Origin of the sequence: Streptomyces sp. NBC_01092 (assembly GCF_045039535.1) — a bacterium.
Classification (GTDB): Bacteria; Actinomycetota; Actinomycetes; order Streptomycetales; family Streptomycetaceae; genus Streptomyces.
Genome location: NZ_CP108659.1, coordinates 9,286,974 through 9,302,945, shown reverse-complemented (window position 1 = coordinate 9,302,945; position 15,972 = coordinate 9,286,974). Strand labels below are relative to the sequence as shown.

Genomic DNA, 15,972 nt, shown 5'->3' with positions numbered 1-15,972 from the left:
GTTGTCTGTACAGGAGGAGCCATGCGTCGTCTGTCCGCCGGTCTCGCCGCCGGCGCCCTGCTGCTCGTCGGGACGGCCTGTGGCTCGTCCGACGGCGACTCGCCGGACGCGGGAGCGTCGTCCGGCGGGGTCACCACCGTCAAGCTCGGGCTGATTCCGATCGTCGATGTCGCGCCGCTGTATCTCGGCCAGAAGAAGGGCTTGTTCGAAAAGCAGGGCCTGAAGCTGGAGTTCACCACCGCTCAGGGCGGTGCCGCGATCGTGCCGGGTGTGACGAGCGGTCAGTTCCAGTTCGGCTTCAGCAATGTGACGTCCCTGATGGTGGCCCAGTCCAACGGTGTGCCCGTGAAGGCCGTCGCCAACGGCATCGCGTCGACCGGCGTGCGGGGCAAGGACTTCAACGGCCTCATGGTCAAGAAGAACAGCCCCGTCAAGTCGGCGAAGGACCTGGAGGGCAAGAAGGTCGCCATCAACACGCTGAAGAACATCAACGAGACCGCCGTCCGGCAGGCGGTGCGCGAAGCGGGCGGTGACCCGGACAAGGTGCAGCTCGTCGAGATGGCCTTCGACCAGATGCCCGCCGCTCTCGACCAGGGCCAGATCGACGCCGCGTGCGTGGTCGAACCGGCGACCGCCACCATCCGCAGCCAGGGCGGCCGGGAGATCGCCTCGCCGTTGATCGACATCGCCCCCGAGCTCACCGTCGCGATGTACTTCACGTCGGCGCAGTACGCGCAGCAACACCCGGACCTGGTCGAGAAGTTCCAGGCCGCCACCGCCGAGTCCCTCGCCTACGCCGAGGCCCACCCGGACGAGGCCCGGCAGATCGTCACCACGTACACCAAGATCCCGCAGGCGGTGCTGGACCAGGTGATCCTGCCGAAGTGGCCGGCCGAGCCGAACCGCGCCTCCATCGAGGCCCTCATGAAGCTCGGCGAGGAGGACGGCCTGTTCAAGAAGACGCCCGACCTGGACGCGCTCCTCCCGTGAGGAACGTCGCGCTGGGTGCGGCCGGGCTCGCGGCCTTCCTCGCCCTGGGCGAGGCGGTGCCGCGGCTCGGTCTGGTCAAGGAGGCGTACTTCCCGCCGACCAGCCGGATCGCCGCGGCCCTGGGGGACGAACTCTCCGACGACGCCTTCTGGCAGGCGCTCGGCGACACCCTCACCGGCTGGGCGCTGGGCCTCGCGATCGCGGTCTGCGCCGGCGTCGTCGCGGGCGTGGTCGTCTCCGTCGTGCCGTATCTGCGCGCGGCGACGGCCTCGACGATCGAGTTCCTGCGCCCGATCCCGTCGGTGGCGCTGATCCCGCTGGCGGTGCTGCTCTACGGCACCGAACTGCGGTCGGTGCTCCTGCTGGTGGTGTACGCGTCCTTCTGGCAGGTGCTCATCCAGACCCTGTACGGCGTCCAGGACGTCGACCCGGTCGCCGAGGAGACGGCGCGTTCGTACGGTCTCGGCACCTGGGCGCGGATCCGCCATGTGCTGTGGCCGACGGCCCTGCCGTACGTCATGACCGGTGTGCGGCTGGCCGCCGCGGTGGCGCTGATCCTCGCGATCACCGCCGAACTCGTCATCGGAGCACCGGGGTTGGGGCAGCAGATCGCGGTGGCGCAGACCTCACAGGCGGTGCCGGAGATGTACGCGCTCATCGTCGTCGCGGGGGTGCTCGGGCTGCTCATCAACGTCGGCGCGCGCACGGTGGAGCGGTGGGCGCTGGCCTGGCACCAGTCGGTGCGCGGGGAGGTGGCGGTGTGATCGGGCGCCTGCTGCTGCGGCTGCTCTTCGTCGTCGCGCTGCCCGTGGTGCTGGTCGCCGTGTGGTGGGCGGCGTCGGCAGGCAGCACGGATCCCTTCTGGCCGCCGCTGCGCACGATCCTCAACACGTTCCCGGACGTCTGGACGGCTGAGCGGCTGCGGACGGACGTCGTGCCGAGCCTCCTGCGGCTGCTCGCGGGCTTTGCGACGGCGGCCGTGGTCGGCGTCGCGCTGGGCACGGTCATCGGCTCCTACCGCGCGGTGCGCGCGGTGTGCGAACCCGTCCTGGAGTTCCTGCGGGCGGTGCCGCCGCCCGTGCTGGTCCCGGTCATCATGCTGTTCGCGGGCATCGGCGACACGATGAAGATCGTCGTGATCGCGAGCGGCTGCGTCTGGCCCATCCTGCTCAACACCGTGGAGGGTGTGCGCGCGGTCGACTCGGTGATGCTGGAGACGGCCCGCTCGTACGGCGTCACGGGCATCGCCCGGCTGCGTCATCTGGTGCTGCCGTCCGCGAGCCCGCAGATCTTCGCCGGGCTGCGTCAGGCGCTCTCGATCGGCATCATCCTGATGGTCATCAGCGAGATGTTCGCCGCCAACAACGGCATCGGCTTCACCGTCGTCCAGTTCCAGCGCAGCTTCGCGATTCCCGACATGTGGACCGGGATCCTCGTCCTCGGTCTGCTCGGTTTCCTGCTCTCCGTCGTGTTCCAGCTGGTCGAGCGCCGGGTGCTCGGCTGGTACCACGGTCTGCGCGCGACCACCCGGCGGTCCTGAGTGAACACCGTGAAGGGGCGGGTCATGCTCGACGTACGCGGCCTGAAGAAGGTCTACGAGGGTTCCGGGCGGCGTGTGGAGGCGGTCCGCGACCTCACCCTCACCGTCGACGCCGGGGAACTCGTCTGTCTCGTCGGGCCGTCGGGCTGCGGCAAGACGACCCTGCTGAAGTGCATGGGCGGGCTGCTCACGCCGACCAGCGGTGAGGTGCTCCTGGAGGGGCGGAGGGTGAGCGGGCCGCCGCCCGGGATGGCGTTCGTGTTCCAGGAGTACGGGCGCAGCCTCTTCCCCTGGATGAGGGTCGGCGAGAACGTCGAACTGCCGCTGAAGCAGAAGGACTTGGGCAGGGCCCGGCGTCGGGAGCTGGTGCGGGACGCGCTGGAGTCGGTGGGTCTTGCGGACGCCGTGGGGGCGTATCCGTGGCAGCTGTCCGGCGGTATGCAGCAGCGGGTCGCCATCGCCCGGGCGCTGGCCTACGAGCCCCGGGTGCTGCTGATGGACGAGCCGTTCGCGGCGGTGGACGCGCAGACGCGGGCCGATCTGGAGGACCTGGTCCGGGGGCTGTGGCGGGAGCGCGGCATCACCATCCTGTTCGTCACCCATGACATCGACGAGGCCGTGTACCTGGGCGAGCGGGTGATCGTGCTGTCCGCGTCCCCCACCGTCGTACGGGAGCAGCTCAAGGTCGATCTGCCCGCCGAGCGCGACCAGTTGCACACCCGCGTGGACCCGCGCTTCGCCGAACTGCGCACCCGTGTGTACGAGCAGATCCAGGCGGCGAAGCGCGGGGTTCCTCAGGACGCCGTCACTCAGGACGAGGTCACGAAGTCAGATACGCCTCCACCTCACTGAACTGACCCGCCGGCCAGCCGGTGTTGGCGCTGACCGACAGCCGCACGTAGCGCAGGTTGGTGCTGCCGGGCAGGGCGACGGTGACCGTGTTGCCGGTGGCCGGGTCGAAGCGGTAGCCGGTGGCGCCGACGACCGTCGAGAAGTTCGAGCCGTCCGTGCTGCCGAGAACCGTGACGGTCTGGGTGCGCGCGCCCCAGGCCGCGGACGGCGGCAGCTTCAGCACCAGTCGGCGCACCGCCTCGGACGAGCCGAGGTCGACCGTGAGGGACTGCGGGAAGGCGTTGTTGGCGGACTCCCAGTAGCTGTTCGCGTCACCGTCGACCGCCTTGCCGGGCGTGTAGACGTCCTGCGAGCCGGTGGCGGTGGCCGGGCGGCCCTTGGCGAGGTTGCGGACCGGGTCGGGGTCGGGGTTGCCCTGGCCGGGCTGCGGCCAGGTCGAGCAGTCGGACCAGGTGCTGCTCCAGCCGGAGTTGCCGCCGCCGTCGGTGAGGGCGAAGGTGCCGGAGTTGGCCGGGTAGGGGCAGTTGTAGATGCCGGCGGCGCCGACGCCGGTGGCGGTGACGTTGCGGAAGGTGGCGGCGCCCTGGGCCTCGGCCTGGACGACGACCGTGCCGGTGTTGCGGACGGTGGCGCCGTCGACGGTGATGTTCTTCGCCGCGAAGCCGCGCCCGCTGCCCGAGACGAACTCGAAGGCGCTGTACGGGCTGTCGGTGACGGTCGTGTTGGTGATCTTCACCTGTGCCTCGATGGCGCTGTCGTAGGAGTCGACCCGCAGCGCGCCCATCGGGTGGCTCCAGTTGGGGTTCATCGCACCCGTGCGCACCAGTGTGTTGCCGTCGACCGTGATGGTGCCGGACAACGGGTGGAAGGGGTCCAGGAACTTCTGGTTGGAGATCGCGATGCCACTGCCGAGGGCGTTGGTGTCGGAGACCAGGTTGTTCCTGACGGTGATGTCGGTGCCGCCGTAGATCGCGATGCCGTTGGCCAGGTTCGGCTGCGTGATCGTGTTGTTCTCGAAGCTGCTGTTGGTGTCCGGCGCGTACAGCGACCACATGGCGAGCGCGTCGTCGCCCTGGTTGCGCAGGAAGTTGCCCCGGACCTTCACCCCGCGCGCGTTGCCGTTGAGGTTGAGCCCGTCGGCGGTCATGTCGAGGAAGCGGCTGTTCTCGACGACCAGGTTGTCGTTGTTGCCCATCAGCCAGAGGCCGACCTTGAGGTGCTGGAGCCACATGCCGGAGACGGAACTGTTCGGCCCCAGCGAGCCGTTGACGAAGTTGTCGGGGTTGGAGTCGACGCGCTCGGTGACCTCGCCGATGACCGCGAAGTCCTTGATGTGGACGCCTCCGGAAGAGCTCGACTGGTCGATGAAGCGCGAGGTGCGCACGATCGAGTGCCAGCTGCCCGCGCCCTGGAGGGTGACGTTCTGTACCCCGCTGAGGGAGGACGTGAGCCGGTACTCACCCGGCGGGATCCACACGACGCCGCCCTGCGCCGAGGCGATGGCGTCCCGGAAGGCCTGCGTGGAGTCGCCCTGGCCGGTGGGGTCGGCCCCCTTGGACGTCACCGACACCGACCCGGCGGGCTGGCTCGCCGCCCCCGCGACCTGCTCGAAGTCGGCGACGTCGACGGTGACTTGGGCGTTCGTGGCCTCCAGGGCCACCTTGTCGCCGGCCTGCACGTTCTGCCCGAGCAACAGCCGGGCGTTGTCGTAGAAGTGGTGGGTCTTGGCGCCCGGGATCCAGCTGGTGTCGACGTACGAGTACTTGGACGTGACGGCGATGGTCTTGGCGAGCTTGGTGCCGTTGACGTACACGTTCAGCGAGCCGGTCTGACCGTCGGGGACGCTGTAGGCGACGTTGAGGGCGTTGGCCGCACTCGGTGCGGTGAACTCGACGCGCTGGCCGGAGGCGAGGCGTACGGCCTGACGCCCGGAGGCCTCCGACGCGAGGGTGCCCTGCGTGTAGTCGGGGCCGATCTTCGTGCCGGTCGTGGTGGCGGACTCGGCCTCGACCGAGGTGAACGGGAGGGTGGCGCCGGCGGCCGCGTGCGCGGTGGGGGCCGTCGTGGTGAGCAGGCCGGCGGCGAGGGCGACCGTCACCGCGGTTGGCATGATCCTGACATATCTGCGCGTGTACTGCATGTGCTGATCCCTTCGTGGTGGGGGTGCGGGGATAGCGGTCCGCGGTCAGGCGCGCAGCCAGGCCGCGGTGTCCTTCGGTAGCCGCCCGCCCGTGTCCAACGGGCCGCTGGCGAGGAGGAGTTCGGTGTGGTCGGGCAGGTCGGCGGGCGTGTCCGCCAGATTGACCAGGCAGGTCACGCCCGGCGCGCGGGTGAAGGAGAGCACGCCCTCGGGCGCGGGCAGCCAGGTGAGGGCGCCGTCGCCGAACTCCGTGCGGAGTTCGATCGCCCGGCGGTAGAGGGCGAGCATCGAGCCGGGGTCGGCTGCCTGCCGGTCGGCGGCGTACGCGGCCCAGTCGGCGGGCAGCGGAAGCCACGGCTCCTCGCGCGAGCCGAAGCCCGCATACGGCGACTCGGCCACCCAGGGCAAGGGCACCCGGCAGCCGTCCCGGCCCGGGTCGGTGCCGCCGGAGCGGGCGTGCATCGGATCCTGGATGCGGTCGAGGGGGAGGTCGGCCTCGGGCAGGCCGAGTTCCTCGCCCTGGTAGACGTAGACGGCGCCGGGCAGGGCGAGCGAGAGCAGGGCGGCCGCCCGCGCGCGTCGGGTGCCGAGCGCGAGGTCGGTCGGGGTGCCGAAGGCCTTGGCCGCGAAGTCGAAGCCGGTGTCCGCACGGCCGTAGCGGGTCACCGTGCGCGTCACGTCGTGGTTGCACAGGACCCAGGTGGCGGGGGCGCCGACGGGAGCGTGCTCGGCGAGGGTCGTGTCGATCGACGCCCGCAGCCGCCCGGCGTCCCAGGGGCACGACAGGAACGCGAAGTTGAAGGCGGTGTGCAGCTCGTCCGGGCGCAGATAGCGGGCGAAGCGCTCGGGGTCGGGGAGCCAGACCTCGCCGACGAAGACGCCGTCGTAGTCGTCGGCGACGGTCCGCCAGGAGCGGTAGATGTCGTGGAGTTCGTCGCGGTCGACGAAGGGGTGCGGGTGGGGCGCGTCGGCGAGGTCGGTCAGCGCGGGGTCCTTGGCGAGCAGCGCGGCCGAGTCGATGCGTACGCCGGCCACGCCCCGATCGAACCAGAAGCGCAGGATGTCCTCGTGTTCCTGGCGGACGGCGGGGTGGGCCCAGTTGAGGTCGGGCTGCTCGGGCGTGAACAGGTGGAGATACCACTCCCCGTCCGGCAGCCGGGTCCACACCGGCTCGGTGGAGCCGACGAACTGCGAAGGCCAGTCGTTGGGCGGAAGGTCGCCGTCCGGGCCGTGTCCGGGCCGGAAGTGGAACAGCTCGCGCTCGGGACTGCCGGGGCCGGCGGCGAGCGCGGCGCGGAACCACGGGTGCTGGTCGGACACGTGGTTGGGCACGATGTCGACGATGGTGCGGATGCCCAGCTCACGTGCCTCGGCGATGAGTTTCTCCGCCTCGGCCAGGGTGCCGAAGGCCGGGTCGATCGCGCGGTAGTCGGCGACGTCGTATCCGCCGTCCTTCAGCGGTGAGACGTACCAGGGCGTGAACCACAGGGCGTCCACGCCGAGTTCGGCGAGATACGGCAGCCGGGCGCGGACGCCCGCGAGGTCGCCGGTGCCGTCGCCGTCGCCGTCCGCGAAGCTGCGGACGTAGACCTGGTAGATGACGGCGGAGCGCCACCACTGTGCGGCGGCAGGACGGGACTGTGCCACGGTGCGGCCCTTTCTGTCGGAAGGAGGAGGGCGGCCGTCCGGAAGGCGGGGGCGTCAGCCCTTGGTGCTGCCCGCGCCGATCCCGGCGATGATGTGCCGCTGGAAGACCAGGAACATCGCGACCATGGGGATGCTGGCGATCACCATCGCGGCGATGAGCACGGTGAGCTGAATGTTCTGCGACAGCTGGACGAGTGCCACACTGATCGGCTGTTTGTCGGTGTCGGAGAAGACCATCAGCGGCCACAGGAAGTCCTGCCACACGGCCACCAGCGCGAAGATCGAGACCACGCCGAGGACCGGCCGGGACATCGGCAGCACGATCGACCACAGGGTGCGCAGCCTTCCGGCGCCGTCGATCTCGGCGGCCTCCAGGACATCGCCCGGGAGCTGGTCGAAGAACCGCTTCAGCAGATAGAGGTTGAAGGCGTTGGCGACGGCCGGCAGCCAGATGGCGAGCGGGTCGTTGAGCAGCCCCAGGTCGGCCACGGTCAGGTACTTCGGCACGACCAGCGCCTGGGCCGGGACCATCAGGGTGGCGAGGATGCCGCCGAGGAGCACCTTGCCGAAGACGGGCCGCAGCCTGGACAGCGCGTAGGCGGCGGCCGTGCAGAACACGATCTGGAACAGCCAGGCGCCGGTGGCCTGGACGACCGTGTTCCACAGGTGCGTCGGCAACTGCATCAGGTCCCAGGCGTCGGTGTAGCCGCTGAGATGCCACTGCTCGGGTACGACCGTGGGCGGGGTCCGCGCCACCTCGTCCGGTGACTTCACCGCGCCCGTCACCATCCAGTACACGGGGAAGAGGAAGGCGATCGTGAACAGCAGGACGGTGCCGGTGAAGACGGACCAGTAGGCGGCCTTGCCGCGCGGGCGGGCCAGGGTCGCCGGGGAGAGAAGGGTCCGGGTGGTCATGCGTCCTCCCCTTCGGTTCGGGTCAGTCGCAGATATACGGCGGAGAAGGCGCCGAGGAGCACGAGGAGCATGACGCTGAGGGCGCAGGCCCCGCCGAAGTCGTTGTAGAGGAAGGCGTACTTGTAGATCAGGTACAGGACGGTCACCGTGGCGTTCTCCGGGCCGCCGCCCGTGATGACGAACGGCTCGGTGAAGACCTGCATCGTGGCGATGATCTGAAGGAGCATCAGCATCAGGATCACGAAGCGGGTCTGCGGGATCGTGACGTGGCGGATGCGCTGGAGGAGGTTGGCACCGTCGAGTTCGGCCGCCTCGTACAGCTCGCCGGGGATGGACTGGAGGGCCGCGAGGTAGATGAGGACGGTGCCGCCCATGTTGGCCCAGGTGGCGACGATGACCAGGGAGAGGAGTGCGGTGTCGGCGCCGTTGGACCAGTTCGAGGTGGGCAGGTGCAGGAAGCGCAGCGCCTCGTTGGCGAGGCCGGTCCCTGGGTCGTAGAACCACTTCCACAGCAGGGCGCTGACCACCGGCGGGATCATCACCGGCAGATACACCACGACCCGGAAGAACGCCTTGGCGTGCCGCAACTCGTTGAGGACCAGAGCGAGTACGAAGGGGATCGCGAAGCCGATCAGGAGCGCGAGCAGCGTGAAGGTGAGGGTGTTGCGCCAGGCGGCGGCGAACTCCGGGTCGGCGAAAACGCGGGTGAAGTTGGCGGTGCCGACCCACTCGGGGTCGCTGCCGGGCGTGTACTTCTGGAAGGCGATCACGACCGCGCGGATCGCCGGGTACCAGGAGAACAGGGCGAAGCAGACGAGGCCGCCCACGAGGAAGCCGTACGCGCGGGCCTGGTCGGCGAGGCGGCGCCGCCTCCGGTCCCCTGCCGGGGGCGGCGCCTGCATCGGGCGGACCGCGACCTTCGCGACGGTCCGTCGCTGAGCCGTCCTGGTCATGGCCCGTCAGCCTCGGGCCAGGATGCCGTCGATCTTCCCCGAGGCGTCCTTCAGGAGCTGGTCGATGTCGGCGTCCTTCTTGGTGAGGACGGAGGAGACGACGCCGTCCAGGACGGAGTAGATCTGCTGGGCGCTGGGCGGCTCGATCTTCATGTCGAGGCTCTGGTTGCCGTCGAGGAAGGCCTGGTAGTTCTCCACCGGGACGTTGGCGTTGGCCTCCTTGACCTGCTGATCCTTGGCGTCGGCGGCGCCGGTGAACAGGCGGGGTTCGGGCAGTCCGACGGGGGCGTCGTTCTTCTTGGCGCGGGCGTAGTCGCCGAGGAAGCCGTCGCCGGGCGTGAGGAACATGTGGTCCAGCCACTTCAGGCCGGCGCGGATCTGCTCGGGGCTCGCCTTCTTGTTGAACATGTAGCCGTCGCCGCCGATGAGCGTGCCCTGGCCGCCGGGCATGGGGGCGAGCGCGAGGTCCTTGTAGTCGCCGCCCTTCTCCTTGACCAGGATCGGGATGTTGTCGGGGGCGGAGAGGTACATGCCGAGCTTGCCGGAGCCCATCATCTGCTGGACGTCGTTGATGACGAGGAGTTGCTTGCTGCCCATCGAGTTGTCGGTCCAGCGCATGTCGTGCAGGGTCTGGAGCACGGCGCGGCCCTCGGGGGTGTCGACGGTGGCCTTCTTGCCGTCGGCGCTCACGACGTCGCCGCCCTGCGAGTAGAGCTCGGCGGTGAAGTGCCAACCGCCCTGGTTCTGGGCGCTGTAGTCGGCGTAGCCGACGGTGCCGTTGCCGAGACCGGCGATCTTCTTGGCGGCGGCGCGCACCTCGTCCCAGGTGGCCGGGGGCTGTTCGGGGTCGAGGCCGGCCTTCTCGAACAGCGCCTTGTTGTAGATCAGGCCCATCGAGTAGCCGGTGCGCGGGATGCCGTAGATCTTGCCGTCGACGGTGTAGATGTCGCGCAACTGCTGCTGGATGGTCCCGTAGCTCTTCAACTCCTTGACGTACGGGGTGAGATCGGCCGCCTGGTTGATGTCGACGACGTGCCCCGCGTCGGTGAAGTACGTGTAGAAGACGTCCTCCATCTGCCCGCCGGCGAGTTTGGCGTCGAAGGTCTTCGGGTCCTGGCAGGGGAACGCGTCGTGCGCGACGACGTCGATGTCCGGGTTGGCCTTCTCGAAGGACGCGATGTCCTGCTCGAAGAACTGGCGGTCGACCTTGGCGCTCTTGGGCGGCATGCAGTTGACCGTGATACGGGTCTTTCCGCTCGCCGAGTCGTCACCGCCCGACCCGCAGGCGGAGACGGCCAGGGCGAGGGAGCAGACGCTCAGCGCGGCAAGGCTACGGCGGAACCCGGTGCTTCTCATCGGTGGACCCCTCTGGGCAGGAGCGGTGGGCGCCGCACACTCAAGCACCGGCGACATCGGTCCGCAAGATGTCGCGCGAAATTTGAAATTTTTGAACAGCTAGGTGGATCGAGGGGGTGAGCCGATGGATCTCAGGGGCGGGGCGCCTGGGCGGTGGACCCCCGCACCACCAGCTCCGGCTCGAAGAGCAGCTCCTCCGCCGGTACGGCGGTGCCGCCGATCTGCGCGTTCAGCAGCTCCACGGCCGCCCTCCCCATGGCCTCGATGGGCTGGCGGACGGTGGTCAGCGGGGGCTCGGTGCAGTTCATGAACGCCGAGTCGTCGTAGCCGACCACGGAGATCTCCGACGGAACGCGCAGCCCCTTGCGGCGGGCGGCTCTGATCGCCCCGAGCGCCAGCGGGTCGCTCGCGCAGATGATGCCGGTGACGCCACGGTCGATCAGCCGGGAGGCGGCGGCGTGACCGCCCTCGATCGAGAAGATGGCCCGCGCCACGCGCTCCTCGGGCAACTCCCCGGCGACGCTTCGCGCGGCGGCCAGCTTGCGCGCCGACGGCACGTGGTCGCCCGGCCCGAGCACAAGGCCGATGCGCTCGTGCCCCAGCGAGGCCAGGTGCCGCCAGGCCTGTTCGACGGCCACGGCGTCGTCGCAGGACACACCCGGGAAGCCGAGGTGCTCGATGGCCGCGTTGACCAGCACCACCGGGATGTTGCGGTCGGCGAGCTCCTTGTAGTGGTCGTGCGGTGCGTCGGCCTGGGCGTACAGACCGCCGGCGAACACGACCCCGGACACCTGCTGTTGCAGCAGCAGCGCGACGTAGTCGGCCTCGGACACCCCGCCCTTGGTCTGCGTGCACAGCACCGGCGTCAGTCCGAGCTGGGCGAGCGCGCCACCGATCACCTCGGCGAACGCCGGGAAGATCGGGTTCTGCAGCTCGGGCAGCACGAGGCCGACGAGCCGGGCGCGTTCGCCGCGCAGCTGCGTGGGCCGCTCGTAGCCGAGGACGTCCAGCGCGGACAGCACCGCCTGCCGGGTGGCCTCGGAGACACCGGGCTTGTCGTTGAGCACCCGGCTGACCGTGGCCTCGCTGACCCCGACCTTCTTCGCCACTTCAGCAAGTCGTCGCGTCATGCGCGCAAGAGTAGCGCAAGAAATGCAAGCGGCTTGCGTGGGATCCGCTGTTTGACCCTGACGCAGGGGCAACCCTCCAGCCTGGTGGGCATGACGACGAAATCCCACGCGCCCGGGGCCGCTGGACCGCGCAGGACGCATCTCGCCCCCGAGACGACGCAGCACTTCACGGTCCACCACGACGGCGTCACGATCCCCGTGTCCCGTGGCGGCCGGGGACATCCGCTGGTCCTTTGCCCCGGGCTGAACTCGACGCAGGCCGACCTGCACGAGCTGGCCGAACTCCTCAGGCTCGACCACGACGTGGTGACCTTCGATCTCAGGGGACACGGCCTCGCCCCGGCCGCCGACCGGTACTCCTTCGACGCGTTTCGATGCGACCTCGCCGTCGTGTTCGCGGAGCTCGACCTGCCTTCGGCACCCGTGCTCGTGGGCTACTCACTCGGCGCGGACCTGGCCGTCCATTTCGCCGCCGAGCGGCCTGACGCCGTCAGCGGGCTCGTGCTCATCGACAGGGCGAATCCGCTGCCCGAGCCGTTCATCACCGAGGCCGACCTGGCGGAGTTCCGCTCGATGGCGGACGAGCTGGCGCAACGACACGAAGCCGCGCGAGCCGAGGGCACCGCGCATCGGGTGCTGCTCACCGCACAGCACATCCATGACCTGAACGTCGAGATCGATGTGATCCGTTCCGCGATCCTCGACCGGTACCGAAGGATCGACCACCCCATCCACATGATCATGTCGACGTCCATGGCCGGCGGCAGCACCGAAGGGCGCGCGCCCCGGCACAACCGGCTCTGGCGCGCCGGCGTCGAGCGACTCGTCCGCGAACGGCCGCACATCTCCACGTCCTGGCTCGGCGCCGATCACCGGCTGGTCTTCACCCACGCCCGGGAGATCGCCGACATCATCCGCGGCGGACACCGCCCGGTCGCCGGGCCCACCTCCTGAGCACCTGCAGGAGACTGGTCCCATGCTGACCATCGGCGAGCTGGCGTCGTCCGCCGGGGTGACAGTGCGCGCGGTGCGGCACTACCACGCCAAGGGGCTGCTCCCGGAACCGGAGCGGGATCACTCCGGCTATCGGAGGTACGACGCCAGGGCAGTGGTCGAGCTGATCAGGATCCGCACCCTCGCCGAGGCCGGAGTCCCGTTGGCGCACGTACACGAGCTGTTGAGGGCCGACGAGGAAGAATTCGCCGCGGATCGCGGACATCGACGAACGGCTGCGGGCGGAGATCCGGGAGCGGCAGCGCCACCGTGAGCGCATCGCCCGCCTCGCTTCCGGGGACAACCTGGCGCTGCCGTCGGAGGTGGCCGAGTATCTCGACCGGCTGCGGGCCCTCGGCGTCGATGATCGGATCGTCCAAGCCGAGCACGACGGTTGGATCCCGCTGGCCGCGCACTCGCCCGAGCGTGTCCCTGAGTGGATGGCACGCAAGCGGAAGCAGCTCGCCGACCCCCGGCTCACCGGCTTCTACGTCGCCCTGAGCCGGGCACTGGACGGTGCCGACGACGACGCGCGGCTCGTCGAGCTGGCCGACGAACTCGCCGCCTGGCTCACGCGGCTGGCCGACGAACAGGGCGAGGAATACGTCGACGACACCGACCTCGAGCCACCGCTCATCCCCCTGATGGACGACTTGGCCTTCCACACCGTGCCCCCTGCCCGTCGACTGATCGAGCTCTTGAAGGAGCGAGGCTGGCGGGGCTGGACCAAGCTCGAGCGCGTGAACTCAGGTCTGCGACCGCCTACTTCGCTGCCCACAGCCCCCGGACGTGTCCGAGGTGGCGGGTCATGACCTCGCGTACGGCCTTCTCGTCGCGGGCGATCAGCGCGTCGAGGAGTTCCAGGTGCTCCTCGGCCGAAGCCAGGAGGCGGCCGGCCTCGACGAGTGCGGTGAGGCCGTAGAGGCGGGAGCGCTTGCGGAGGTCGCCGACGACCTCGACGAGGTGGGCGTTGCCGGCGAGGGCGAGCAGGCCGAGGTGGAAGCGGGTGTCGGCCTCGACGTACGCGATGAGGTCACCGGAGACGGCGGCCTGGACGATCTCCCGGGCGGCGGGGCGCAGCGCCTCCAGGGAGACCTTGTCGGCGGTGCGGGCCAGCTCGACCACCGTGGGGATCTCGATGAGCGCCCGGACGTGGGTGTACTCGTCGAGCTGCTTCTCGGAGACGGCGGTGACCCGGAAACCCTTGTTGGGGACCGTGTCGACCAGGCCCTCCTTGACCAGGTCGAGCATGGCCTCGCGCACCGGGGTCGCCGAGACGCCGAAGCGGGCGGCAAGCGTGGGAGCCGAGTACACCTCGCCGGGGCGCAGTTCCCCGGCGATCAGCGCGGCCCGCAGGGCGTCGGCGACCCGCTCCCGGTAGCTGCTCTTCTGGCCGCCCAGGCTGGGCAGCGCCGGGGCGGCTGCGGTGGACGGGGCGCCGGTGCGCTGGGCGGCCATGCGGTGTCTCCTAGTTGCAGTGCAATGTCACGCGGTACGCGTCATTATCCCCGGCTTCGTCGCCCCGCGGCCCGCCCTCTAGAGCACGAACCCTGAAGGGAACGGGTCCGACGGATCGAGCAGGTACTGCGCGGTTCCGGTGATCCAGGCGCGGCCGGTGAAGCTGGGCAGGACGGCGGGGCGGCCGGCGACCTCGGTGGTGCCGAGGAGCCGGCCGGTGAAGCGGGTGCCGATGAAGGACTCGTTCACGAACTCGGTGTGCAGCGGCAGTTCGCCTCGCGCGTGCAGTTGCGCCATGCGGGCGCTCGTGCCCGTACCGCAGGGCGAGCGGTCGAACCACCCGGGGTGGATGGCCATCGCGTGCCGGGAGTGACGGGCGGTGGCGCCGGGAGCGATCAGGTGGACGTGGTGGCAGCCGCGGATGGACGGGTCCTCCGGGTGGACGGGCTCTTCCTCGGCGTTGATTGCCGCCATGAGGGAGAGGCCGCCCTGGAGGATGTCGTCCTTGCGGGAGCGGTCGAAGGGCAGCCCGAACTGCTCCAGCGGCAGGATGGCGTAGAAGTTGCCGCCGTACGCCATGTCGTAGGTCACCGTGCGTCCGTCGGCCAGGGTGATCTTGCGGTCGAGGGCGACGGAGAAGGACGGCACGTTCTGGAGGGTGACCGCCTTCGCGGCGCCGTCCTCCACCGCGACCTCGGCGACGACCAGGCCCGCCGGGGTGTCGAGGCGGATGGTCGTGACCGGTTCGACCACCTCGACCATGCCGGTCTCGACGAGCACGGTCGCGACCCCGATCGTGCCGTGTCCGCACATCGGCAGATAGCCCGAGACCTCGATGTAGAGCACGCCCCAGTCGCAGTCGGGGCGGGTGGGCGGCTGGAGGATGGCGCCGCTCATCGCCGAGTGGCCGCGCGGCTCGTTCATCAGGAGCTGCTTGATGTCGTCGCGGTGCTCACGGAAGTACAGGCGCCGCTCGTTCATGGTCGCGCCGGGGACGGTCCCGATGCCGCCGGTGATCACCCGGGTGGGCATGCCCTCAGTGTGCGAGTCGACGGCGTGCAGGACGAGTTTGCTGCGCATGGGTCCAGCCTCCTTCACGCCAGTCCGGCTGCGACGGCCTTCTCGGTGGCCGCGCGGATCGCGGACTCCTGCTCCGGCAGCAGGGGCACCCGCGGTGGACGGCAGCTTCCCCCGTGTCGGCCCACGATGTCCATGGAGAGCTTGATCGCCTGCACGAACTCGACCTTGGAGTCCCAGCGCAGCAGCGGGTGCAGCTGCTCGTAGAGCTTCTTGGCGGTACCCAGGTCGCCGCCGACCGCCGCGCGGTACAGCTCCACGCTGGACCGGGGCAAGGCGTTCGGGTAGCCGGCCACCCAGCCCTTGGCGCCGGCGAGCGCGAGCTCCAGCAGGACGTCGTCGGCACCGATCAACAGGTCCAGTTCCGGGGCGAGTTCGGCGAGCTGGTAGGCGCGTCGGACGTCGCCGGAGAACTCCTTGACCGCGTGGATGTGGCCCTCGCCGTACAGCTTGGCAAGCAGTTCGGGGACGAGGTCGACCTTGGTGTCGATGGGGTTGTTGTACGCCACCGCCGGGATGCCGGCCTTGGCGACCTCCGCGTAGTGCGACAGCACCGACCGCTCATCGGCACGGTAGGCGTTGGGCGGCAGCAGCATCACGGACGTACAGCCCGCGTCACGGGCCTGCTCCGCCCAGCGCCGGGACTCGGCCGAACCGTAGGCGGCCACGCCGGGCATCACCCGCGAGCCGCCGATCGCGGCGACGGCGGTCTCCACGACCTTCGCCCGCTCCTCGGGGGTGAGCACCTGGTACTCCCCGAGGCTGCCGTTCGGCACGACACCGTCACAGCCGTTCTCGACGAGCCAGGAGCAGTGTTCGGCGTACTTGTCGTGGTCGACGCGGAGGTCGTCGTCGAGCGGGAGGGCGGTGGCGACGAGGACGCCGCGCCAAGGACGGTTCTCGGTGACGGTCATCTGGAGT

Annotated in this window: 14 protein-coding genes and 1 pseudogene; 6 read left to right on the top strand and 9 right to left on the bottom strand. The window is 69.9% G+C overall.

The window, feature by feature from the left end; all coding sequences use genetic code 11:
- Positions 1-21 precede the first annotated feature (21 nt).
- The 4 genes from OG254_RS42030 to OG254_RS42015 are packed head-to-tail and all read left to right on the top strand — an operon-like array spanning position 22 to position 3,382.
- Positions 22-990: an ABC transporter substrate-binding protein gene (locus tag OG254_RS42030; RefSeq protein ID WP_405592807.1), complete on the top strand. Its 969-nt coding sequence runs from the start codon at positions 22-24 to the stop codon at positions 988-990.
- Positions 987-1,754 (top strand): ABC transporter permease, encoded by a 768-nt coding sequence (locus OG254_RS42025; protein ID WP_405592805.1) that lies wholly within the window; start codon positions 987-989, stop codon positions 1,752-1,754. Before OG254_RS42030 ends, OG254_RS42025 begins: the two co-directional genes overlap by 4 nt.
- Positions 1,754-2,530: an ABC transporter permease gene (locus tag OG254_RS42020; protein ID WP_405595519.1), complete on the top strand. Its 777-nt coding sequence runs from the start codon at positions 1,754-1,756 to the stop codon at positions 2,528-2,530. The genes OG254_RS42025 and OG254_RS42020 overlap by 1 nt, the downstream gene beginning before the upstream one ends.
- A 24-nt stretch (positions 2,531-2,554) precedes the next feature.
- Positions 2,555-3,382, top strand: coding sequence for an ABC transporter ATP-binding protein (locus tag OG254_RS42015; protein ID WP_405592803.1), 828 nt, complete (start codon positions 2,555-2,557; stop codon positions 3,380-3,382).
- Here OG254_RS42015 and OG254_RS42010 read toward each other — a convergent pair.
- The 6 genes from OG254_RS42010 to OG254_RS41985 all read right to left on the bottom strand — a co-directional run bounded on the left by OG254_RS42010 (position 3,351) and on the right by OG254_RS41985 (position 11,523).
- Positions 3,351-5,492, bottom strand: coding sequence for a discoidin domain-containing protein (locus tag OG254_RS42010; protein WP_405592801.1), 2,142 nt, complete (start codon positions 5,490-5,492; stop codon positions 3,351-3,353). The genes OG254_RS42015 and OG254_RS42010 overlap by 32 nt on opposite strands.
- Positions 5,493-5,567: 75 nt before the next feature.
- On the bottom strand, positions 5,568-7,169 hold the full coding sequence (locus OG254_RS42005; protein WP_405592799.1) for a glycoside hydrolase family 13 protein: 1,602 nt from the start codon (positions 7,167-7,169) through the stop codon (positions 5,568-5,570).
- Between the two features lie 54 nt (positions 7,170-7,223).
- Positions 7,224-8,084, bottom strand: coding sequence for a carbohydrate ABC transporter permease (locus tag OG254_RS42000; RefSeq protein WP_405592797.1), 861 nt, complete (start codon positions 8,082-8,084; stop codon positions 7,224-7,226).
- Positions 8,081-9,037 (bottom strand): carbohydrate ABC transporter permease, encoded by a 957-nt coding sequence (locus OG254_RS41995; protein ID WP_405592795.1) that lies wholly within the window; start codon positions 9,035-9,037, stop codon positions 8,081-8,083. The genes OG254_RS42000 and OG254_RS41995 overlap by 4 nt, the downstream gene beginning before the upstream one ends.
- A gap of 6 nt (positions 9,038-9,043) precedes the next feature.
- Complete coding sequence (locus OG254_RS41990) at positions 9,044-10,393, bottom strand: sugar ABC transporter substrate-binding protein (protein WP_351192363.1); 1,350 nt, start codon at positions 10,391-10,393, stop codon at positions 9,044-9,046.
- 131 nt (positions 10,394-10,524) lie between these two features.
- Positions 10,525-11,523 (bottom strand): LacI family DNA-binding transcriptional regulator, encoded by a 999-nt coding sequence (locus tag OG254_RS41985; RefSeq protein ID WP_405592792.1) that lies wholly within the window; start codon positions 11,521-11,523, stop codon positions 10,525-10,527.
- 90 nt (positions 11,524-11,613) lie between these two features.
- On the opposite strand from OG254_RS41985, the gene OG254_RS41980 reads away from it, so the two are divergent.
- Positions 11,614-12,477, top strand: coding sequence for an alpha/beta fold hydrolase (locus OG254_RS41980; RefSeq protein ID WP_405592790.1), 864 nt, complete (start codon positions 11,614-11,616; stop codon positions 12,475-12,477).
- 22 nt (positions 12,478-12,499) lie between these two features.
- Positions 12,500-13,328 (top strand): annotated as a pseudogene (locus OG254_RS41975) (MerR family transcriptional regulator).
- Here the strand turns inward: OG254_RS41975 and OG254_RS41970 are convergent.
- The 3 genes from OG254_RS41970 to OG254_RS41960 form a co-directional block, all read right to left on the bottom strand.
- Positions 13,279-13,974 (bottom strand): GntR family transcriptional regulator, encoded by a 696-nt coding sequence (locus tag OG254_RS41970; RefSeq protein WP_147992990.1) that lies wholly within the window; start codon positions 13,972-13,974, stop codon positions 13,279-13,281. The pseudogene OG254_RS41975 and the gene OG254_RS41970 overlap by 50 nt on opposite strands.
- Positions 13,975-14,052: 78 nt before the next feature.
- Positions 14,053-15,054: a proline racemase family protein gene (locus OG254_RS41965; RefSeq protein ID WP_405592788.1), complete on the bottom strand. Its 1,002-nt coding sequence runs from the start codon at positions 15,052-15,054 to the stop codon at positions 14,053-14,055.
- 14 nt (positions 15,055-15,068) lie between these two features.
- Positions 15,069-15,965: a dihydrodipicolinate synthase family protein gene (locus tag OG254_RS41960; RefSeq protein ID WP_405592786.1), complete on the bottom strand. Its 897-nt coding sequence runs from the start codon at positions 15,963-15,965 to the stop codon at positions 15,069-15,071.
- Positions 15,966-15,972 lie beyond the last annotated feature (7 nt).